We start from the raw sequence: 20,086 nt of genomic DNA on the forward strand, positions 1-20,086 counted from the left end.
GAGGAAGTGTGGACAATTCCCCAGCGGCGCCTGCGGAACATTGCAGCTCACGCGATCGTCCGCTGAGCACGCTAAGCCGGCCAGGTTGCCGATCAGCACCCTTACGGCAAACCGAACGGAGGTCACTGCATCAGACGTAGCGCACCCGGATCTTTGCCTCAGACCAGCGCCGTTGCGTTGGCAGGTGAGCCTGTGGCTCCGATGATGTTGAGGGGCTTGACGCTGACCAGGGCGTCCCAGCTCCCTGTGGTGCGCATGTGCCGGCTGAGGGGACCCAGCTTCCAGAGTTCGCCGAGGGGCATACCGAGTTTGGCGAGCAGTTGCTGGTGCATCATGCCGTGATCGTTGGGTGCCGTGTGCTTGAAGGGACTGTCGGGAACGGCGGGAAGGCACTCCACGGCAAAGTTGTCGGCCGCCACGAGGGCAAGCTGGTTGTCCCACGCCCACGCCACGAATTCTTCGGATTGGGCGATACCCGTGGCTCGGCGGCTTTCCCGCAGATCCTGCTTATGGCCGTGGGACAAGGCCAGGAACCATTCGCACCAGCCGGTGTGGAGCATGAGGATGTCGCCTGGTCGGAGGGTGACGGACTGCTCTGCCAACGCCGACTGGATCAAATCCAGGGAGAGCGGTTCCCCGGCGGCGTGGTGGATCGGCGCTCCGTGGGCTGACCGGTAGCCGTCAAGGTCCACCAGCACGCCGCGGCCCACGATGGGTGCCTCGGCCCAGCCTTGTATCCCCAGTTCCGGTGTTCCTTCTCGCACGAGATCATCCGGGGTGCCGTTGTAGAAACCGACGTCGTCCGCCCTTCGGTGCCTGAGCCCGTCGATCTGCGTAGAGCCCTGAAGGTAGTAGCCGTCCAGGTAGTCGTCCCTGTGGGCAGGGTGCGATGAATAGATCGTGTGGTGTGGGGCGCTGCGCTTCAGCGACATCCCGGGGTCGAAGGCGTCCGCGGGATAGTCCAGGCCAAAGGCCGTCCCTGTCCGGACGCAGTCCCGCGCCTGTAAAACGGCGTGCGGGTTGATGAACGACGGCGTCCCGCGGGTCTCCTCGGGGAACAGCCCCCAAGAAGTGCCGGCCAGCTTCCCGTCCCGTCGGAGCAGTTCGGCGAAGGTTGGATACTCACCGTTGAAGGTATTCGTCACAGGGTCCGGGCCTCCTCGGGTTGGCCCTGCTTTTGATGGCGTTTATAGCTGAGGAGGAAACCGGCGATTGCGCAGATGGAGGCGGCTATGCACATCGGGTCCTTCAAGGAATCGTTGAGGAACGTTAACCACTCGCTGTTGCCCACTATGAGGGCGATGGCTTGTCCCGCCACGAACACCACCCCGCCCACGAGCAGGGCAGCGAGAGTGAGGACGAAGATGGTTTGGATGAGTTTCACGGGAGCTTCCTTAGATGGGCAGGATGCCGAGGATGATCAGGACTCCGATGCCCAGCAGCGGAAGTGCGTAATGGGTCAGCAACCGGGCGAACGTCGCGATGGGATTGACGTCGGCGATCCCGCAGGCAACATAGAGGGGCGCACCTCCGGGCGGAACAGCGGCTTCACACGATGAAAAGACCAAGACGGCGACGGCGGCGGTGGTGGCCGGGACACCGGCCGCTACCAGCGTTGCAACGCCAACGGTCCCGACGGCGGCCATGGTCGCCGTCGCGGAAAGGGGCGCAGCCACGGCGATCACGATCAATCCAATAAGGATCGCGAGCAGCCACAACGGCAGGTTCATCCGATTGAGCAGCGCGGTCATCTGCTGCGGCAAACCGGTAGCTGCGAGGGCGTTGGCACCGGCAAAGGCGAACACCACGGTGATTCCGACAACGCCGAACCTGGGGGCGGAACTCTCCAGGAGCTTCCACCAATCCCGTCCTCCACGCGGCAGGCGCTTCCAGCCGAGCAATGCCCCGGTGATGATCAGAACCACGGGTATCCAGACAATGACGCTGACTGACTTGGTGATATCAGCGCCTATCCAGTCGGACAACGCCGTGGCGATGGCCCCGGAGGTGATGATCAACGGAATCGCCACCACGACGAAGAGCAGCAGGGTGGCCCATCCCTGGCCGAAAGCCGTTTTCACCGTCAGTCTGTGTGCCGCGTCCAGTGGTGCCATCCCACTTTTGCGGATCAGCAACCACGTGACGATCAGCCGGTGCAGGAAGCACCACAGCCCACCGAACAACAACGGCAGCACAAGATCGTTGATGTTCAGCAAGGGTCCCACGGTGGCGGATCCCACCAGGACGAACATGGAGGCGCTGAAGGGAAACGTGATGCCCATCCCGGCGTTGCCGGCCACCAGTGTGGCGGCTGAGGGTTTGTCCAGCTTGGATTTTTCCATCCAGGGAATGGTCACCGAGCCGACGGTGGCTGCGATGGCTGCCTGGTTGTGGACCACTCCTCCCAGTCCGGCGGAGGCCACGGTGGACACCCACGCGGGCCCACCTTTGACCCCGCCAATCAGGGAGTTCAGCAGGTCGATGAGCCGATCCAGCACACCGGACTTGTCCAGCAGGTATCCCATGAACACGAAGGCCATGGTGGCGTATACGATCTCATCGGTCATGGCCGAGTAGAGCGCTGTCCAACCGATTTCAAGGGCAGCGGCTCCGGTGAAGGGGAGCACTACCAGGAAGCCGATGATCATGGCTTCGCCGACGCTGCGTTTGATGAGGGTTGTCCACAGCAAGATGACGGCCAAGTAGGCGCCGAGGGCCCAAATGCCGATCATGATGCTGCTCCTGAAAGAAGGTGTGCTGGGGAGTGGTTCACCGGTTGTCCTGTCCTGATTCTTCCCGATGCCCGCTTCAGCGCAAGGGCGCGGCGGCTTCCGCGCGTTCGGAAGCCATACGGGTGAGGGCAGCGGCCGAGGCTGTGGTCATCTCTGCAGGAACCTGCAGGTCGGATGACAGGTAGTCGGCAGTGTCCTGCATTTCCTTGGAGCGGCGCTGGGCGTGTTTTGCCGTGCCAGTGAGGAACCGGTCTATCACCGCTTGCCCATCACCAGCCAACTGCCGCCCGATCTGGCCGCGGATCCATTCTTCAAGTCCGGCAGCCCGTCCAGCCGTCACGGCTTCAACCACCACGGAGGCCAGGCCTTTCATCAGGACGCTGCGGAGCAGCTTGTGAGACATTGCCGCTCCTGGCTCACCGTCGGCGATTTCGACGTCGGCACCCAGCGGACGGAGCAGGTTAGCCACGGCGGCAGATCCGGGTCCGCTGACCATGAGCGGCGTTTTGGCGCCTTGGGTGGGGACGGGGCCAAGGATGGCTACATCGGCGAAGAGGGCTTCACTTGGGAACTGTCCGAGTTCCCGCATTACGTGCGGCGAGGACGACGTGAAGTCTGCGTAGCAGCTTCCTGCCGGCAACACAGGCAGACATTCCTGGGCCACGGCCCGGGCTGCTGCAGCGCCTGTGAGCACCAGGACGATGTCCGCATTTGCGCAGGCTTCCGCAGCCGTGGCGGCCCGGGTAACGCCGGCGGGGGTGTTTGGGGCGACGGGGTCGAATCCGTTGACCTGGTGCCCCGCGGCAACCAGGGCGGCCGCGTAGGTGGCTCCGGCCTCACCGAGGCCGATGACTGTGCAAGCTGTCATGTTTGTCTGTCCTTCTTACTTGGCCCGGTCCGCGATGATGGCGGCCCTGCGGTTTGTTTCGTCGGCGAATACGGCCTCGGCTGCCTCGGCGACGTTCGCTGCCTGTTCGCGGGGGATGATGACGACGCCGTCGGAGTCGCCGATGATGATGTCGCCGGGCATGACGGGTACTCCGCCGAAGGAGATGGGGGTGCCCAAACGGGAAGGACCGTTCTTGTAAGGACCAGCGGGGGTGGTGGCCCGGGCGAAGACCGGCATTCCGATTTCACCGAGAGTTTCGGCGTCCCGGGCAGCCCCGTCCAGTGCGAAGCCGGCAATGCCGAGATTGATGGCACGTTCCCCGATGAGTTCTCCCAGCAGGGCCCGGGACTCGTCTCCGCCACCAGCGACGACGATGACGTCGCCGGGGCGGGCGAGCTGCAACGCGCGGTGGATTCCTTGGTTGTCTCCCGGGCGGGTCCAGACCGTGAAGGCCGGGCCTGCAATGCGGGCGCCGGGCCAAATGGCCTGGATGGCCGAGTCGGCAACGCCCAGGCGGTCCATGGCGTCGCCGATGTTCGCTGCCGGGAGCTTTGCGAGACGTTCCAGGACGTCTCGCTCGGGGCGGGGGAAACCGGCGTCGAGGTCTTCAAGGACTGGAGTTGTCATGATGAGGTTCTTCCGTGTGGGGTGGCGGGGGTCGGAGAGCGGTTTGAATCAGTCGGTTTTCTGAACCAGTGGGAGGACCTTCTTGAAGTCCTCTTCCTGGCTTGCCCAGAATTCCTGGTAGTCCTTGCCGGAGAGGTAGCTGGTCTGGAGTCCGAGGTCTTCCATCTTCTTGACTACAGTGGGATCCTCGATCGCTTTTTGGAAGGCGGCCTCCAGCTTGGTGGCTACGGCGTCCGGCAGTCCCGCTGGGGCGGAGTAGCCGCGGACGGTACCGGCTTCGATGTTGTAACCGGATTCCTTGAAGGTAGGGACGTCCGGAAGGGAGGGGGCGCGTTCGGCCGTCATGACGCCCAGTACCCGTGCTTTACCCTGCTTGGAAAGGTCGGTGACATCGCTGACATTGGCCACCAGAATGTCCACGTGCTTGCCGAGGAACGCGGTGGTTGCTTGTGAGGCGCCCTCGGAGAAGTGCACTGGGGCAAATTCGGCGCCGGTGGTTTCCTGCAACTGCGCCATGGCGAAGTGCTCTCCTGTTTGCAGGCCGGTGGTGCTCGCGGTCATGGACTTCGGGTCAGTCTTGGCGGCGTCCAGGAGGTCCTTCAGGTTCTTGTAGGGGCTGTCCGGCTGCACGGCAATCACGGTGGGATCGATGACCTGGCGTCCCAGGGGTTGGAAACTTTCGCGCGTGTATTTCGCACCGCGTGCCGGGTCCAAGGGCGAGACGACCACGGACGGGGACCCTGTGGCGCCGATGGTGTAGCCGTCGGCCTTGGCGCTGGTCAGCTGGGTGTAGCCGATCTGCCCGCCCGCTCCGGGCTTGTTGATGACTTCAACGTTGGTGCCGAGTTCTTTCTCAAGAATTGGCTGGACCAGGCGGGCGGCTGTGTCTACGGCCCCGCCGGAGGAGAAGGAGACGATCAGCTCGATCGACTTGCCCTTCCTGGGGAAATCGTCCCCGGCGTTGTTGGCGGCGCCTGCGTTGGCGCCACAGCCGGTGAGTCCGATGAGGGCGGCAGCAGCGAAGGCTGCCGCGATGCGTGTGCGGGTCATGGTTCTTCTCCTTTGAAGGGGGTGTGGCAGGGGGTGTTTACGTTTCGGGATCTTCGTTGAGGGCTTTGGGCTTACGGAGCTTGAGGAGCGGGCTCAGGATGATGAGAACGCCGACGCCGATCAGGACCATCGAGATGGGGCGGTTGACGAAGATGCCGAAGTCTCCTTGCGAGATTTCCAGGGACTCCCGAAGTGACCGTTCCATCAGCGGTCCCAGCACAAGCGTGAGGACCATGGGAGCCAGCGGAATATCGAGGTGTCGCAACGCCAGGCCCAGCAGGCCGAAACCGATCATCACGAAAACATCGAAGACATTGAAGTTGATGGTGTAGGCGCCGATGACCATGAAGAGCAGGATCAAGGCGGTGAGGATTGAGGCCGGGACTCGAAGGATTGAGGTCCACAGGCCCACCAACGGGACGTTCAGCAGGAGCAGCAGCAGGTTGCCAATGAAGAGGCTTGCGATGATTGCCCAGGCAATTTCCGAGTGCTCCGTGAACAGGGTCGGCCCCGGCGTCAGGCCTTGCTGAAGGAAGGCGCCCATCAGTACAGCGATGGTTGGCGAGGCTGGGATGCCCAAGGTGAACAAGGGGATCAGTGCAGCGTTGGCGTGTGCGTTATTGGCGGTTTCCGGGCCTGCGACACCTTCGATCGCTCCCTTGCCCAGCTCGTTGCGGTGCTTGGAGAACTTCTTTTCGGCACCGTAGGCCAAGAGCGAGGACACTGATCCGGTCATGCCGGGGATCAGGCCAAGGCCGAAGCCGATGCCCGTTCCGCGTGCCATGGACGGTCCGCTTCGGCGCCACTCCGTTCCGGTGGGGAGCAGGGAGCGCAGGCCTGGTGCATGGACGGCAGCAGCTTTGGAGTCTTTCCGGTAGGACAGGATTTCGGAGAGGCCAAACACTCCCACGATCACGGCTACAAAACTCACGCCGTCCAGCAGGTTGTCGGAACCGAAGGTGAAACGGGGTGCGCCGGCCACGGGGTCGATGCCCACCATGGAGATCAGCAAGCCAAGGGCGCCGGAGATGAGGGCCTTGACCATGGACTTGCCGGCCAAAGCCACCAGCAGCGAGATGCCGACCACCATAAGTGCGAAGAATTCCGGGGGACCCACCAGCAACCCCAGCTCGCCGAGGGGCTTGGCGGCGGCCACCAGGCCAAGTGTTGCGATGGTACCGCCAACAAAGGATCCGACGGCGGCGATGGTTAGGGCCGCGCCTGCCTTGCCGATCTTGGTCATGGCGTAGCCGTCGATCGTGGTGATGGCTGAAGCCGCCTCGCCGGGGGTGTTCAGCAGGACACTGGTGATGGTTCCGCCGTACGCCGTGCCGTAGAAGATGGCGCACAGCATGATGATGGCACCGGTGGCATCGAGGTTCATCGTGAGGGGGATGAGCAAGGCGACGCCGGCCACGGGGCCGATGCCGGGAAGCACGCCGATGATGGTGCCGAGGAGGCAGCCCAGGAAAGCGAAAATCAGGTTCTGCCAAGTCAACGCAGAAGCGAAGCCGTTGGCCAGTTCGTTGAGGGTATCCACGGTTAGAGTCCGATCGAGTTCAGGACGGAAATTCCGGCGGTGGGCAGGGCCACGTTGAGGCCATAGTTGAAGGCGTAGAAAGCGCCGACGCTTCCCGCCAGGGCGATGATCAGCGATGAGATCCAGCCGCGACGGCCGCGGATTTTCAGGTGGTACATCAGGAAGATGAACATGCTCAGCTGGAAGCCGATCAGGTCCATGACCGCGGCCAGCAGCGCAAGGCTGACGACGACGGCGATCACCAGGCCGCGGTCGACGCCGCTGGCGGTTTCACTTGGTTGGCGTAATTCCTGGACCAGCCAAATGGCGGACATGGCAACCAACAGCCCGCCCATCGCGAAGGGGAACATCCCGGGGCCCGGTCCGAGGGACGTCCACAATCCCAAATCGAGGGAGCTGACCAGCACGTAGACGCCGACGACGACGAACGCGCCGATCCCTGCCAACACTGTGGGTGCAACGCGGGTGCGCTGCGGCTCGGTCATAACTGACTCCGTTGTCATGGTCTTCCTTCTTACGTTCCGTGGTAGTTCATTTCATAGAATGAAAGAATATTGCGTCTGAAGAAATAGTGACAGGAGCCACATCTGATGTCAAGCGCAAGGAACTTACATACAATGAAAGAATGACCGTGAGCTCAACGCACTCCGCCAGTTCAGCCGAAGATGGCCCTAAGGCGGCCAACATGCGCTCGCTATCAAGGGCGCTCGAGGTGTTTGCCGAGCTGCAGCGGGCAGAGCGGCCTCAGCGATTGAGCGATCTTGCAAGGACCTGCGGCATGAGCCTGCCCACCACGCTTAGGATCCTCCGCGTCCTCCAGGATTTCGGCATGGTCAGCCAGACGGACAAGACATACCGGGTCGGGCCGGCGGTTCTCCCTGCGGCCCGAAGCTTCCTGGAAAATGATCCCCTGGTGGTTGCGGCACGGCCCATTCTGCAGCAGGTTGCCACGCAGACGGCCCGAACCGCGTCCTTGTACACCCGCCTTGGCTTTGAGCGCATCCTGGTGGCCCGGGTGGACGGCGATTCGCCCCTCCGTTACGACCTCCCTTTGGGTAAACGGCTGCCACTCACGGTGGGCGCCGCCGGAAAAATTCTCCTGATGTCCGCTTCCCCCGAGGAGCTGCACCAGGTGGCGTTGGCTGCCTCCGCCTCGGGCCACGAAGAGGCTGGTTTCTCTGCCGACGATTTGCAGGCACGACTGCCCCTTCCGGGTGAGGATTTTGCCTATTCCGCCGACGAGCGCGCCACCGGCGTCTTATCCGTCGCGGTGGCAGTCCCCAACAGGACCGGCCGTCCGAGTGAATCGATTGCCCTGACGAGTCCGGTGGAGACGGCCACTGAAGCAGAGCTGAAAGCAAGCGTTCCGGAACTCCGGCGAGCTGCCGGCCGCCTGTCAGAACTACTGATGGGGTCTGTGTACTAATCCCAGCCGGCGGGTTCCCGAAGAGGGCCACTACTCTCGAGTAGCGCCGCAAGGAAGTGGGCAGTGCTTCTCTGGATCACCGCATTCGGGTTTGCATGGAATCCGGTGGACGTATTACTGTCTTGCTACTAAACCGGTATGGGCGACAGAAGCCCGGAGAGGAGGAGCGCATCACCGCTGACCAATCCAAGCACCACGTCCCATTTCCGTTGAAAGCCCCTCCCGGGGGGCTTTCCCTATGTCTGACAGTAATTCGGGGGCGAAGGGTATCGTAAGCATGCTTATGATATTCGGTAGTTTGGATGTCCCGACAGATTCGGTCGGGGTCTTGGTTCTCTGTCGTTGTGAGGAGTAGTCCATGGTCAGCTTTCGGCCCCTGGCCCGCATCGCCGCGGTTTTGACCACCCCACTTGCGCCGGAAGACGTTCTTGCCCTGTTCAATCCGGTGTATTCGTCCCGGCAGTTACGTGGGATCGTGACCAGGGTCGTCCAGGAAACTGCGCAGTCGGCCACTATTTTCTTCCGTCCCGGCCGCGGCTGGCACGCCCACCTCGCCGGTCAGTGGGCGAGGATTGGTGTAGAGCTGAACGGGGTCCGCCAATGGCGCTCCTATTCACTGAGTGCTCCAGCCGGCGAGGACCCGGCCATTACGGTCACGGACGTTGGATCCGTTTCAGGGACCTTGGTCCGCGACACCAAAGTCGGTGACGTCCTCTTCCTGGCTCCGCCTCAGGGCGACTTTGTCCTCCCGGAGCACCCGCGTTCGCTCCTAATGCTCACTGCGGGAAGCGGCATCACACCCGTCATGTCAATGATTCGCACACTTGTCCCAAGCCGCCCCGACGCAGACGTTGTGCTGATCCATTCCTCCCGCGACGAAGGCGACAGTATCTTCCGCGAGGAACTGGCTGAACTCGCTGATCAATTTCCCAATTTCCGCTTGGTGCAGTGGCACACCAACGGCCGCGGCCGCTTGAACTTCACGTCCACGGCCATCATGGAAGAGGTCTGCCCGGACTGGCGGAGCAGGGCAGCTTATGCGTGCGGCCCTGAGTCTTTCCTGGATGACGCCGAAGCCATGTGGAACCAGGCCGCGTTGACTGCCGCCGCAGCATCAGGGACGAAAACAAATAGTGGAACAGGGCACGGCTCGCTCACTATCGAAAGATTCAGCACCGAGCTCCTGGGAGGCGAAGGCAGCGAAGGGGGCGTGGTTACGTTCGAAGCTTCTGACCGCGAGGTCATGGCCGACGGCGGGGTCCCCATCCTCGACGTCGGTGAGGACGCAGGGGTGCTGATGCCCAGCGGCTGCCGCATGGGCATATGTCACAGCTGCCTGACTCCCTTGCTCGCCGGAAGAGTCCGCGACCTGCGCACCGGTGAGATTCATGGGGCGCCCGGGGAACTCATCCAAACCTGTGTCTCGGCAGCCGCCGGGCCCGTCAACCTGGAAATCTGAGGAGCACAACCGCATGTCAGAAGTTTCAACCAAAAGCTCTGCCGCCGCCGTCGGACTTAAGACACGTCCTGGTGCGCTCGCCGATGCGGGCAGGCCTACGGTGCGGCCTCCGGCGGCCGCGCACCTGAGCGACGATCAAGTGGCCCAACTGGGCCGCGAGCTCGACGCGCTCCGTGACGAGATCCTTGCCAAGCGCGGTTCCAGCGACGCCGCGTACATCAGGCGCATGATCAAGATCCAGCGTGGGTTGGAAATCTCTGGTCGTGCTGCGCTGCTGGTGGGCAGGAACAAGGCCGCCTGGTTCACCGGCACAACATTCCTCAGCATGGCCAAAATCCTGGAGAACATGGAACTTGGCCACAACATCCTCCACGGCCAATGGGACTGGATGCGTGACCCGGACATCCACTCCACCACGTGGGAGTGGGACTTCGTTACCCCGTCGCGGTCGTGGCAGCACACGCACAATGACCTTCACCACCGCTGGACCAACGTGGTTGGCAAGGACCGCGACGTCGGTTACAACCTTCTGCGCATGGACCCCGATCAGGAGTGGAAACCCTTCAACCTGGGCAATCCGATCTACAACGCCCTGCTCGCGCCCGTTTTCGAATGGGGTATAGCCATCTATGACCTGGAGATCCCCGAGTACAAAGAGGGCCTGAAGTCGAAGGCGGCGATGAATAAGGACCTTAAAGCGTTGGGTCGGAAGGCGCTTAAACAGTTCGCCAAGGACTATGCAGCCACTCCAGCTTTGGCCATGCTGTCGGGTTCGGGGAAGCAAGCCCTTTACGGCACGCTCGCTGCCAATGCCATCCGCAACGTCTGGGCCCATGCGGTCATCTTTTGCGGCCACTTCCCCGAAGGAACGGACACGTTCACCGAAGAAATGGTGGAAGGCGAAACCCGCGGCGACTGGTACGTCCGTCAGATGATCGGCTCCGCCAACATCTCGGGCCCGAGGTTCATGCACCTCATGACAGGGAACCTGTCGCACCAGATTGAGCACCACCTCTTCCCCGACCTTCCCTCCAACCGGTACTCCGAGATCGCACCCAAGGTCCGCGACATTTGCGAACGTTACGGCCTGAAGTACACCACGGGACCGTTGCTGAAACAGGTCGGCTCTGCGTGGGCTAAAGTCTTCAAGCTCGCCCTGCCTTAGCTCTGCCGCTTGAGCGCCCGTCCGAGGCGCGCTGCCGCTTCCTCGAGCTTCGGGGCTGGAACGTTCCCATAGGCCAGGCGTAGATGATCGCCTCCACCAGCGTGGAGCTGTGCGAGTCCTGCCTGTTCCGCAATGCCACGAGATCGCTGGACAGTTTGATGCCCTCTGCCAACGGTATGTATCCACCGGCCATCGCCGCTGACAGCGCCCCGACGCTGTGTCCGGCCACTGCATGGGGCAGGTTACCGCCTACGCGGGTCCACACCCGCCACGCGGCGATGCTGGCCGCGACGAGCGTCACCTGGGTTTTTTCGGTTTTACCCAGTTGCTCCGGGGACGAATCCCAGGCCAGTGCCCGGACATCCATGCCGAGGGCATCGGAGCATTCATCGAAGACCTCGTCGGCCTCCGGGAAGTTCTTTGTCAGGGCTTTGACCATTCCTGGGCGCTGGCTGCCTTGGCCCGGAAACAAGGCGACGGTGGACTCGAGGCCTCCCCACAGGTCCTCGTTGCCGGTCACCGTATACGCCGACCGATTCGCCAGGAACCGAGTGCGATGAAGACGGCAACCATTCCAAGGAGAACGGAGGTCGCCAGTGTGTTCGTCACGGCAAGATCGCCGACTGAAGCTGTGATGCCGTAGAACGTCTGGACTGCGTCAACGGCCTGGTCTTGGTTATTTGTCAGCGCTTCGAGTGCCTGCGACGTGTAAGGCTGGCGGATCAACATGGCTGATTGCGCGAAAGGAAGTGCGTTCAGGACATTGACCACACCGGCGGGCAGGGTGCCGGCCGGGATGTAAGCGCCGGCGAGGAAGCCGATGATGGTTCCAACGATGGTGCTCAGAGCTGAGAAGGCGGTGCTGGACTTGATGAACGTGACGACGAAGCTGGACAGCGCCGCAAACGCCGCAGATGAAACCAGGACGACGGCGGTGCACTGCCCAAGCTGGGCCCAGGTCATCAACGGTTCCCCCCGAAAGAGAATGTACAGCTGACCTACGAGGATCACCACAGCCGTCATCATGACAGAGATAACGAAGCTCGCGATCAAGTAGCCGAGGATCATGTTCGTCCGCCTGATGGGGGAGACGAGGAAGTCGCGGAAACGCCCGGTTGATGCATCGTCAACGAAGACGTTGAGGGCGGCCAGTCCGGTGGTGAGGGTGGTGATCATCGTGATGCCTGCAAAGACCCAGGCGTTGACGAAAGCGCTGATTTCCGAGCTGCTTGCATCAGGGAATTTTGTCTGCAGGTTATCCACTTGGAGGTTGCCGAGGAACAGGGCGTAAAGGGCGATGAGGATCAGCGCTGAGAGCAGTGAGAAAAATACCCCGGCTCTATCGCGGAAAAAGATCATCAGGTTACGGCCACTGAGAATCATGACGCTGTTCACGGTTCGCTCCTCTTGGCTGTCAGGGCAAGGAAAACGTCGTCCATGCGTCCGTGCCGGAACTCGAAGTCGTGGACGCGTTCCGCGCCCATATTGAGCAGGTGCCGGGCTTGCTTCGAGTTGTCTACCTCCACGCGATAAACGTCGTTATCGAGTGTCCAGTTCAGGTCGGCGTTCTTGCAGTACTCCGTGAGGAATGCGTGATCATCGGTGGTGACGGTGAGGATGCTGTTGCTGTGCTGTTCACGCAACTGCGCAGGTGTTCCCTGGGCGACCAACTTTCCGGAGTCGATGATTGAGACTTGGTCCGCAACCTCGGTTTCTTCCATGTAGTGAGTCGTGAGGAAAACGGTCAGGCCGTCGTCGTCGCGAAGCTTGTGAATGGTTTGCCAGACTTGTTCCCGGCTTTGCGGGTCCAAGCCAGCCGTCGGCTCATCGAGGAAAAGAATCTCAGGCCGGTGGATGAGAGCGCGGGCGATGTCCGCCCGGCGCTTCTGACCGCCGGAAAGCCGCCCGTAGTACGGCCTCTCGAGGAAAGATTCCAGGCCAATAAGGTTGGCCAGTTCAGCTATGCGTTGGGTCCGTTCGGACTTTGAGAGCCCGTAAAAGCCTGCTCGGATGTTGAGGTTCTGCCTGACCGAGAGTGTTGGATCGAGAAGCGACTGCTGGAATACGACGCCAATCTTGCGTCGGATCTCATCGTCGTCCCTGCCCACCGTGTGACCAGCGACCTGGATGCTGCCGCTGTCGAATCCAAGTGTGGTGGTGATGCAGCCGATGGTTGTGGACTTACCGGCACCGTTGGTTCCCAGGAAAGCGAAGATGGATGCGCGCTCCACGTCCAAGGTCAAATCCTGGACGGCATGCACTGGGCCATATCTCTTTGTAAGATTACTGATCTTAATGACGTTACTGATCACGCATAGCCCCCACTGTGTGCTTTGAAACAGTTCGCTGGGGCAAGAAATGTCGCCCCCGTTCGACAAAGTAACCACAACGTACCCGACGGATAAGTGTGCTGCAAAACGGCATCTTCGCGAGGTGTGCGCGGTGGATGCCAAGCAACCGGGAGTAACCTGGCAGTTAGAGCGTTGTAGCGAACAGTCGCTGCATTTTAGTAGTGGTGCCATTTTGGAATAGATGATGGAATGCAAATGTAGACGCTGCGACCCGGCGCTTATCCACCCATCTTCGCAAATTTCTCGCAAGCGTGAGTTTCTCGATAAGTTTGTGCAGTTCGGCCCAACCTGTGACTGGCAACGGCCTCGCAATGCTTGAGGGCTGGTGCCTTGCCTGGGATGCCTTTGTTAGCGGGGCTCAGCTCCCGCGAGCGGCGATCTTCGAACCCTCGTAAAAAGAGGATGGGTTTTCAAGGTCTTAATATTCGGCTTTTTGAAGGAGATTGACTGTGTGCACTTCTGTCATTTACAGGACAAGTAACTCAAACGGTTGGGTAAAGCCGCTCAGTTTGCACCGTTGTCGAGCCATGGCAGGCCTTTTCGTATCAACGAATGTGGACGGCGACGTATCCCCTTGCATCGCCACTTGGTCAGCCATTGGTCCCGACAACCCAGCAGATCAACTCCAATCCGGGATTTCTTCCGGCGTGGACATCAAAATTAGAAACTTGTGCACTAATCAAAGGTGTACATGATGTGAACAGTGATCTTTCAGCCCGCAACCGCTACACATATGGACTGGTCGGGAATCCTCTCCCAGAGCCGATTCCCCCAGCGTGGGGGAGCAGTGGCCCGACCGCGTCCTGCTGATCAGCTTTTACTGCAAAGCTTAGGCGTCGACCTATGCACTGCATCGCTCGACGGCGGTGCCGAACTCAGCAAGGGTGCCCAGGCGGCGCGAAGCCACGGCATAGAGGTCAAAAGCCGAATCCTCGAGAACGCCCTCGCGTATCGATCAGCGGCGAAGCGACAACGTCACAATCGAAGCCGCCCGCCCATGCTACTCAAGCGCCATTGAAACGCGCCATTGAAACCTCGGAAGCTCTGAAAGCCGAAGGGCTAAGGGCTGGGCATTACTCAAGTGCCCGATGGTGCATGCGGAAGTCGCTAACGAAACCCTTGACTTGCTGGATCTGGCCGCGCAGCAAGGCGTTCCCTCAACTGTCGGACGACCCGCCGCTCGTCGACGAGTTTAGCGGCATGATCCGACGGGCCGTCAGGGACTCCGCGCTTACTTGGCTGATCGTTCCGTCCGCCCCCTGCGAATGACGTTTCTTGTCTCTATGTGAAGCTGCACGACAATGCGTTAACTCACGCGTACACGCGTTACCGGTGATGTCCCTCCCGTTGCCACGATGCAGCGAGCTACGTAATCTCGAGCATGCATCGGCTCTGAAGAAGAGCAAACTCTGCCGCATGAGGATCCCTTAGGACGTCTTTGCTTTCCGCGTCCGCTGGGTGTCGGCGGGTCATCCCCAGCATCCTCACCATCTCCGTTCATGGCCTGGAGCTTTTGCAGGCCAGCCTCTCGCAAAGGAATATGTCCGTGTCTTCACCCCAAGACAACTCGTCCACCCGCATCGTTGCTGGTGAGACCGCGCCCAAGCCCAAACGCCGCCGTGCCGTTGAGATCGCGCTGGCCGTTGGCCTGGTCCTGCTGATCGGTGCAGGCGCTGCAGTAGCTTCCGCAGTTTCCCGCGGCAATGAGACTGCGCCGGTTCCCACGGCGTCACCCGCCGCTGAGTTGAAGCTTGGCTATTTCAGCAACGTGACCCACGGCCCGGCGCTGGTGGGCACCAGCCAGGGCATCATCGCCAAGGAACTTGGCGATACCAAGCTCAGCACCCAGGTCTTCAACGCCGGCCCCGCCGCGATCGAAGCCCTGAACGCCGGCGCCATCGATGCCACATACATCGGCCCGAACCCGGCCATCAACTCCTATGTCAAGAGCAACGGCGAGTCCATCAGCATCATCGCCGGTGCCGCAGCCGGCGGTGCCCAGCTCGTGGTCAAGCCGGAGATCAACTCCGCAGCCGACCTCAAAGGCAAGGTCCTGAGCTCCCCGCAGCTCGGCGGGACCCAGGACGTGGCCCTCCGCGCCTGGTTGGGTGACCAAGGATTCAAGACCAACACCGACGGCAGCGGCGACGTCAACATCAACCCGACCGAAAACGCCCAGTCGCTGAAGCTCTTCACCGACGGACAGCTCGACGGCGCGTGGTTGCCGGAGCCGTGGGCGTCCCGGCTTGTACTCGAGGCCGGAGCGAAGGTCCTGGTGGACGAGAAGGACCTGTGGGAAAACGGCGACTTCACCACCACCATCCTGATCGTGAACAAGAAGTTCGCTGCCGAACACCCTGAGACGGTGAAGGCTCTTCTGAAGGGCCATGTGGAATCCGTGAACTGGCTCAACAGCGCTTCGGCTGAGGAGAAGGCCACCACCATTAACGCTGTCCTCAAGGACACTGCAGGCAAGCCCCTTCCGGCGAACGTGATCGAACGGGCGCTGCGGAACATCAAGTTCACCACCGACCCGCTGGCCGGAACGTACAACAAGCTCCTCGAAGACGGCGTCAAAGCGGGCACCACCAAGCAGGCCGACATCAACGGAATCTTCGACCTCCGCACCTTGAACGAGGTTGAAGGCAAGAAGACCTCGGCCGCAGGTCTTGGCCAGGACTAAGCAGCAACAGGCTGGTCCGCTTCCGTTCATCTTCATGGGGGGATGGACGGGCCCTGCGGCGGTCTGCACCGCTCCGGATCACAATCTTCTTCTGTGAAGCGTAGTTGGAGTTTGTGACGTGCTTTCAGTCGTGCATGTTCTTGACGATTCCGTGAAGAAAGCTCGTACTCTCTCCAATGGGAAGACAGCGACGGGAATTCTCAGGTTTGGATCGAGGGCTTTCCAGACTTCAGACACCAGAGACTCCCATGCGGACTCGATCCTGACCACCGCGGGGTTGCCGTCCGGTTGTGGGTCGTCCAAATCACCAGAGTAGGTCTCCGTTTTTAACGAGGACGACGGCGGGAGTTGCCCTCCCGCCGTCGTGCGCCGTTCGGCGTGCCGCCCAGCATTGTTGGCGCGGCGCTTAGCCTTCGAGCTTGGAGTGCTCGCCCAGACGGTGCCATGAACGGTTGTGGTAGACCAGAGCGTCGCCGGGTTCGCCCGCTGGGACGTCACGCATCACGCGGGACTCCAGGGCGTGAACGGCGACGATGGTGGAGGTCCCTACCTCCATGCGATTGATGACGGCGCAGCGCACCCAGGCGCGGACATCGTCATATACCGCTTCGCCGGTTGCAAGGGCCGACCAGCGGTGTGTCTGGTTGAAGCGGTCGGCGCCGGGGGTCGCTCCAAACTTCGCCAAGTCGACGTCGTGCGCGTCCAGCAGGTGCACCACGACGGTTTCAGCGCGCGAAAGCACCTCGGACGCCGAGGACAGTGCCGAGACCGAGAAAATCAGCAACGGAGGTTCCGCACTCACTGACACCACCGACGATACCGTCAGCGCCACCGGTCCTTCGCCGGCATCCGCCGTGATGACGGCGACACCTCCCGGGTGGCCACGGAACAGTGCTTTGAATTCGTCGGCCGAGAGGGAGGACGGGAAGCTTTGCTTCGGATCCCCGAGCCAAGTGTCCGGGGGGTAGGCGTGAAACATCGTTAGGACACCCTGGGGGCGGAGCGGGCGAGTTCCTCGCGAACGATTCTCGTCCCTGCGCTGAGGGCACTGAGCTTGGCCAGTGCGACGTCGCGGGGGAACGGGGCCATGCCGCAGTTGGAGCTGGCAATGAGCTTGTCCGCATCGACGAACTGCAGGGCCTTGCGGAGGGTGTTGGCGACGTCCTCCGGGGTCTCGATGGTCTCGCTTGCGACGTCGATGGCCCCGAGCATGACTTTCTTGCCGCGGAGGAGCTCGATGAGGTCCATGGGCACGTGGGAGTTCTGGGATTCCAGCGAGATGATGTCGATGCTGGAGCTCTGAAGCAGCGGGAACGTTTCCTCGTACTGCCGCCACTGTGAGCCGAGCGTCGCCTTCCAGTCATTGTTCGCCTTGATCCCGTAGCCGTAGCAGATGTGCACGGCGGTCTCCGCACGCAGTCCTTCTGCCGCTCTCTCAAGCGCAGCCACGCCCCAGTCCTTGACCTCTTCGAGGAAGACGTTGAACGCGGGCTCGTCGAACTGGATGATGTCCACGCCGGCCGCCTCCAGTTCTTTCGCCTCCTGGTTCAGGATCGCAGCGAACTCCCAGGCCAGCTTCTCGCGGCTCTTGTAGTGGTCATCGTAGAGCGTGTCCACCATGGTCATGGGACCGGGAAGAGTCCATTTGATCGGCCGGTCGGTGGTTGCGCGGAGGAACTTTGCGTCTTCGACGAATACCGGCCGCTCGCGCCGCACCGCTCCGACGACGGTCGGCACGCTCGCGTCATAGCGATCGCGGATGCGCACGGTCTTGCGCTGTTCAAAGTCGACCCCGCTGAGATGCTCGATGAAGGTGGTGACGAAGTGCTGGCGGGTTTGCTCGCCGTCGCTGACGATGTCGATGCCGCGTCGGCTCTGCTCATGGATGGCGATGCGCAGCGCATCCTGCTTGCCCTCGAGAAGTGTGTTTCCGTCCAGCTTCCACGGGGACCAAAGAGTCTCCGGCTGTGCGAGCCACGATGGTTTCGGCAGGCTTCCGACAACAGTGGTGGGCAAAAGTGTGTTCATGGTTGACGATTCTCCGTGGGTCAGTTGACGAGAGCGGGGTATTTGGCGGTCCACTGGTCCAATAGATCCTTGTGGGGCGTGATGAAGTGTTCCTCCGTGTACTTCGCCTGAATGACCGCGAGCTGACTACGCTCGACGCGGTCGTAATCGATCTGGGTCCGCGAGTAATCCTGCTCTCCCAGGCTCGGCTGGTAGACGACGGCGGCGGCGGAGTTCGCGTTGTAAATTTCCGGGCGGTAGATCTTCTGGAACGTCTCCATGGTGCTGATCGTGCCGATGAGCTGCAGGTTGGAGTAGTCGTTGAGCAGGTCGCCGCGGAAATAGAAGGCGAGCGGCGCAACGCTGCCGCGTGGCATGAAGTAGCGGACCTGCAGCCCCATCTTTGCGAAGTAGGCGTCCGTCAGTGAGAACTCGTCCTGCTGGTACTCGACGCCCAGGACGGGGTGATGGTTCTCCGTTCGGCGGTACGTCTTGGTCGTAGAGACGCTGATGCACACCACTGGCGGCTGCGGGAAACGTTCCTGGCATGCCGGGGAATCGAGGAATTGCTGGAACAGTTTGCCGTGCAGATCGCCGAAGTCCCCGGGAACGGTGGGCTTGCCTGCCTCCGCTGCTGCCGCTGGCAGTACCACGCTGAAGTCGAAGTCACGGACGTAGGAGGAGAAGTTGTTCCCCACGATCCCTTGGTGGCGGACGCCATTCAACTGGTCCACGATCTGGATGTCGAGAACCTCGAACAGGGGGAACTCTTGATCCGTACCTTCCGCAGTGAACTCTATCTGCACGGAAACGATCTCAAGCTCGAGCGTGTAACGGTCCCGGTCCGGGTTGTCCCAGCTGGCAAGATCGTTGAAGCGGCGCCGAATCATGGTCAAAGCGTTGCGGAGGTTCTCCTGGCGGTGCTCGCCGCGTGCCAGGTTGGCGAAATTCGTGGTGATCCGCGAGCCTTCCGACGGGGAGTAGTCCTCGTCGAAGGGGGTCGTGGTGATGCTGAAGGTGAAGTCGTCTGCCATGTGCTGCCAATCCGTTGATCGGCCGGAGACGGCCTTTCCGAAGGGGATGTATCCATGGTGCAGCCTATGGCGGGGTATCAGGTAACTAGTGGTTGCTATGCATTGATATAGAATCTGCCTATGGCCCAGATTTCGAGCGGATTGACCCTGCAGCAGCTCCGCTACTTCATAGAAGTTGCAGCGGAGGGGTCGATCTCCGCGGCTGCTGATCTTCTCTACGTAGCGCAGCCGACAATGTCTGCTTCGATGAAGGACCTTGAGGCCCGGGTTGGCCGTGCGCTCCTGGTTCGCTCCGCCCGCGGGGCCACCCTCACCGCTGACGGGGTAGAGTTCCTCGGCTACGCGAGACAGGTCGTCGAGCAGTTCGCTCTCCTCGAGCAGCGCTACCTTGGCAGGCCACCCCGGCGACGTCTGCTCGGGGTGTCAACACAGCACTACTCGTTCGCGGTGGACGCCTTCGTCCGGATGGTCAAAGCCACTGACGTGGCCGAATACGAATTCTCGCTCCGTGAGTCCCGCACCTGGGACATCATCGAGGATGTCCGGACGCTCCGCAGCGAGATAGGCATCCTCTACCGGAATGATTTCAACCGGAAGGTCATCGACAAGCTGCTCCGGGAATCCGGGCTCGCGTTCACTCCGCTTTTCCTCGCCGATCCGCACATTTTCATTTCACGGAACAACCCGCTCGCCACAAAAGAGCGTGCGACCCTCGACGATCTCGCCGGCTTACCGCGGCTAACCTTCGATCAAGGTGCGAACAACTCCTTTTACTTCGCGGAGGAGATTCTCTCCACCATGTCCAGTAAGCAGGAGATACGGGTCTCTGACCGTGCCACGATCTTCAACCTCATGATCGGGCTTCACGGCTACACCATTTCGACGGGCATCATCAGCGGGCAGCTCGACCCAGAGATCGTCGCCATCCCGCTCGACGTTGACGAACGCATCGAGATCGGCTGGATCGGCCACGCAGCGATCCCGCTCACCGACCAAGCGCAGCACTACCTCAGGGAACTACGGGCCGTCGTCACCGAGTTCGGCGTAGCGCTACTCGACTGACCGCAGTTGAACGCGAGGGTCTTTACCCCTTCGGGACTGAGGGCGGCATGACCTTCGAGAT

The 20,086-nt window shown here is 61.5% G+C and carries 19 protein-coding genes; 5 read left to right on the plus strand and 14 right to left on the minus strand.

Annotated elements, in window-relative coordinates:
• Positions 1 to 158: 158 nt before the first annotated feature.
• The 8 genes from RIF72_RS02370 to RIF72_RS02405 form a co-directional block, all read right to left on the minus strand.
• Complete coding sequence (locus RIF72_RS02370; RefSeq protein WP_309073260.1) at positions 159 to 1,145, minus strand: cyclase family protein; 987 nt, start codon at positions 1,143 to 1,145, stop codon at positions 159 to 161.
• Positions 1,142 to 1,384: a hypothetical protein gene (locus tag RIF72_RS02375; RefSeq protein WP_309073261.1), complete on the minus strand. Its 243-nt coding sequence runs from the start codon at positions 1,382 to 1,384 to the stop codon at positions 1,142 to 1,144. Before RIF72_RS02375 ends, RIF72_RS02370 begins: the two co-directional genes overlap by 4 nt.
• 10 nt (positions 1,385 to 1,394) lie before the next feature.
• Entirely contained in the window at positions 1,395 to 2,732 is a 1,338-nt protein-coding gene (locus tag RIF72_RS02380) for a TRAP transporter large permease subunit (RefSeq protein WP_309073262.1), read from the minus strand.
• Positions 2,733 to 2,808: 76 nt separating this feature from the next.
• Positions 2,809 to 3,600, minus strand: coding sequence for a DUF1932 domain-containing protein (locus tag RIF72_RS02385; protein ID WP_309073263.1), 792 nt, complete (start codon positions 3,598 to 3,600; stop codon positions 2,809 to 2,811).
• Between the two features lie 15 nt (positions 3,601 to 3,615).
• Positions 3,616 to 4,248 carry a methyltransferase gene (locus RIF72_RS02390; protein ID WP_309073264.1) on the minus strand — a complete coding sequence of 211 codons (633 nt, stop codon included), beginning with the start codon at positions 4,246 to 4,248 and terminating at the stop codon, positions 3,616 to 3,618.
• Positions 4,249 to 4,296: 48 nt separating this feature from the next.
• Complete coding sequence (locus RIF72_RS02395) at positions 4,297 to 5,298, minus strand: tripartite tricarboxylate transporter substrate binding protein (RefSeq protein WP_309073265.1); 1,002 nt, start codon at positions 5,296 to 5,298, stop codon at positions 4,297 to 4,299.
• A gap of 37 nt (positions 5,299 to 5,335) precedes the next feature.
• On the minus strand, positions 5,336 to 6,838 hold the full coding sequence (locus tag RIF72_RS02400) for a tripartite tricarboxylate transporter permease (protein ID WP_309073266.1): 1,503 nt from the start codon (positions 6,836 to 6,838) through the stop codon (positions 5,336 to 5,338).
• Positions 6,839 to 6,840: 2 nt separating this feature from the next.
• Positions 6,841 to 7,341, minus strand: coding sequence for a tripartite tricarboxylate transporter TctB family protein (locus tag RIF72_RS02405; RefSeq protein ID WP_309073267.1), 501 nt, complete (start codon positions 7,339 to 7,341; stop codon positions 6,841 to 6,843).
• Positions 7,342 to 7,463: 122 nt separating this feature from the next.
• Here RIF72_RS02405 and RIF72_RS02410 point away from each other — a divergent pair, with 122 nt between their 5' ends.
• From RIF72_RS02410 to RIF72_RS02420, 3 genes are all read left to right on the plus strand, one after another.
• Positions 7,464 to 8,264 (plus strand): IclR family transcriptional regulator, encoded by an 801-nt coding sequence (locus RIF72_RS02410; protein WP_309073268.1) that lies wholly within the window; start codon positions 7,464 to 7,466, stop codon positions 8,262 to 8,264.
• Between the two features lie 358 nt (positions 8,265 to 8,622).
• The gene (locus RIF72_RS02415; RefSeq protein WP_309073269.1) at positions 8,623 to 9,723 is read left to right on the plus strand and encodes a ferredoxin reductase; all 1,101 of its coding nucleotides are present in this window, start codon (positions 8,623 to 8,625) and stop codon (positions 9,721 to 9,723) included.
• 13 nt (positions 9,724 to 9,736) lie between these two features.
• Complete coding sequence (locus RIF72_RS02420) at positions 9,737 to 10,888, plus strand: acyl-CoA desaturase (RefSeq protein WP_309073270.1); 1,152 nt, start codon at positions 9,737 to 9,739, stop codon at positions 10,886 to 10,888.
• On the opposite strand, the gene RIF72_RS02425 is transcribed toward RIF72_RS02420, so the two are convergent.
• The 3 genes from RIF72_RS02425 to RIF72_RS02435 are packed head-to-tail and all read right to left on the minus strand — an operon-like array spanning position 10,869 to position 13,125.
• Positions 10,869 to 11,408 (minus strand): acyltransferase domain-containing protein, encoded by a 540-nt coding sequence (locus RIF72_RS02425; RefSeq protein ID WP_309073271.1) that lies wholly within the window; start codon positions 11,406 to 11,408, stop codon positions 10,869 to 10,871. The genes RIF72_RS02420 and RIF72_RS02425 overlap by 20 nt on opposite strands.
• Positions 11,405 to 12,283: an ABC transporter permease gene (locus RIF72_RS02430; protein ID WP_309073272.1), complete on the minus strand. Its 879-nt coding sequence runs from the start codon at positions 12,281 to 12,283 to the stop codon at positions 11,405 to 11,407. The genes RIF72_RS02425 and RIF72_RS02430 overlap by 4 nt, the downstream gene beginning before the upstream one ends.
• Complete coding sequence (locus RIF72_RS02435) at positions 12,280 to 13,125, minus strand: ABC transporter ATP-binding protein (protein ID WP_309073273.1); 846 nt, start codon at positions 13,123 to 13,125, stop codon at positions 12,280 to 12,282. The genes RIF72_RS02430 and RIF72_RS02435 overlap by 4 nt, the downstream gene beginning before the upstream one ends.
• Positions 13,126 to 14,779: 1,654 nt before the next feature.
• Between RIF72_RS02435 and RIF72_RS02440 the strand changes: the two genes are divergently transcribed.
• The gene (locus RIF72_RS02440; protein ID WP_309073274.1) at positions 14,780 to 15,922 is read left to right on the plus strand and encodes an ABC transporter substrate-binding protein; all 1,143 of its coding nucleotides are present in this window, start codon (positions 14,780 to 14,782) and stop codon (positions 15,920 to 15,922) included.
• Positions 15,923 to 16,328: 406 nt separating this feature from the next.
• On the opposite strand, the gene RIF72_RS02445 is transcribed toward RIF72_RS02440, so the two are convergent.
• The 3 genes from RIF72_RS02445 to RIF72_RS02455 are packed head-to-tail and all read right to left on the minus strand — an operon-like array spanning position 16,329 to position 18,963.
• Positions 16,329 to 16,901 carry a flavin reductase family protein gene (locus RIF72_RS02445; RefSeq protein ID WP_309073275.1) on the minus strand — a complete coding sequence of 191 codons (573 nt, stop codon included), beginning with the start codon at positions 16,899 to 16,901 and terminating at the stop codon, positions 16,329 to 16,331.
• 2 nt (positions 16,902 to 16,903) lie between these two features.
• Positions 16,904 to 17,950 (minus strand): methionine synthase, encoded by a 1,047-nt coding sequence (locus RIF72_RS02450; protein WP_309073276.1) that lies wholly within the window; start codon positions 17,948 to 17,950, stop codon positions 16,904 to 16,906.
• Positions 17,951 to 17,970: 20 nt separating this feature from the next.
• Positions 17,971 to 18,963, minus strand: coding sequence for a DUF1852 domain-containing protein (locus RIF72_RS02455; protein ID WP_309073277.1), 993 nt, complete (start codon positions 18,961 to 18,963; stop codon positions 17,971 to 17,973).
• 120 nt (positions 18,964 to 19,083) lie between these two features.
• Here RIF72_RS02455 and RIF72_RS02460 point away from each other — a divergent pair, with 120 nt between their 5' ends.
• Positions 19,084 to 20,025: a LysR family transcriptional regulator gene (locus tag RIF72_RS02460; protein ID WP_309073278.1), complete on the plus strand. Its 942-nt coding sequence runs from the start codon at positions 19,084 to 19,086 to the stop codon at positions 20,023 to 20,025.
• Positions 20,026 to 20,086: the final 61 nt, after the last annotated feature.

It is taken from the genome of Paenarthrobacter sp. (assembly GCF_031180005.1).
In the GTDB taxonomy this organism is placed as follows: domain Bacteria; phylum Actinomycetota; class Actinomycetes; order Actinomycetales; family Micrococcaceae; genus Arthrobacter.

Bases quoted from the DNA above. Each gene is read 5' to 3' on its own strand.
- RIF72_RS02395 (WP_309073265.1), bottom strand. From the start codon at position 5,298: ATGACCCGCACACGCATCGCGGCAGCCTTCGCTGCTGCCGCCCTCATC.
- RIF72_RS02390 (WP_309073264.1), bottom strand. From the start codon at position 4,248: ATGACAACTCCAGTCCTTGAAGACCTCGACGCCGGTTTCCCCCGCCCC.
- RIF72_RS02450 (WP_309073276.1), bottom strand. From the start codon at position 17,950: ATGAACACACTTTTGCCCACCACTGTTGTCGGAAGCCTGCCGAAACCA.
- RIF72_RS02415 (WP_309073269.1), top strand. From the start codon at position 8,623: ATGGTCAGCTTTCGGCCCCTGGCCCGCATCGCCGCGGTTTTGACCACC.
- RIF72_RS02420 (WP_309073270.1), top strand. From the start codon at position 9,737: ATGTCAGAAGTTTCAACCAAAAGCTCTGCCGCCGCCGTCGGACTTAAG.
- RIF72_RS02440 (WP_309073274.1), top strand. From the start codon at position 14,780: ATGTCCGTGTCTTCACCCCAAGACAACTCGTCCACCCGCATCGTTGCT.
- RIF72_RS02460 (WP_309073278.1), top strand. From the start codon at position 19,084: ATGGCCCAGATTTCGAGCGGATTGACCCTGCAGCAGCTCCGCTACTTC.
- RIF72_RS02385 (WP_309073263.1), bottom strand. From the start codon at position 3,600: ATGACAGCTTGCACAGTCATCGGCCTCGGTGAGGCCGGAGCCACCTAC.
- RIF72_RS02445 (WP_309073275.1), bottom strand. From the start codon at position 16,901: ATGTTTCACGCCTACCCCCCGGACACTTGGCTCGGGGATCCGAAGCAA.
- RIF72_RS02455 (WP_309073277.1), bottom strand. From the start codon at position 18,963: ATGGCAGACGACTTCACCTTCAGCATCACCACGACCCCCTTCGACGAG.
- RIF72_RS02405 (WP_309073267.1), bottom strand. From the start codon at position 7,341: ATGACAACGGAGTCAGTTATGACCGAGCCGCAGCGCACCCGCGTTGCA.
- RIF72_RS02410 (WP_309073268.1), top strand. From the start codon at position 7,464: ATGACCGTGAGCTCAACGCACTCCGCCAGTTCAGCCGAAGATGGCCCT.
- RIF72_RS02380 (WP_309073262.1), bottom strand. From the start codon at position 2,732: ATGATCGGCATTTGGGCCCTCGGCGCCTACTTGGCCGTCATCTTGCTG.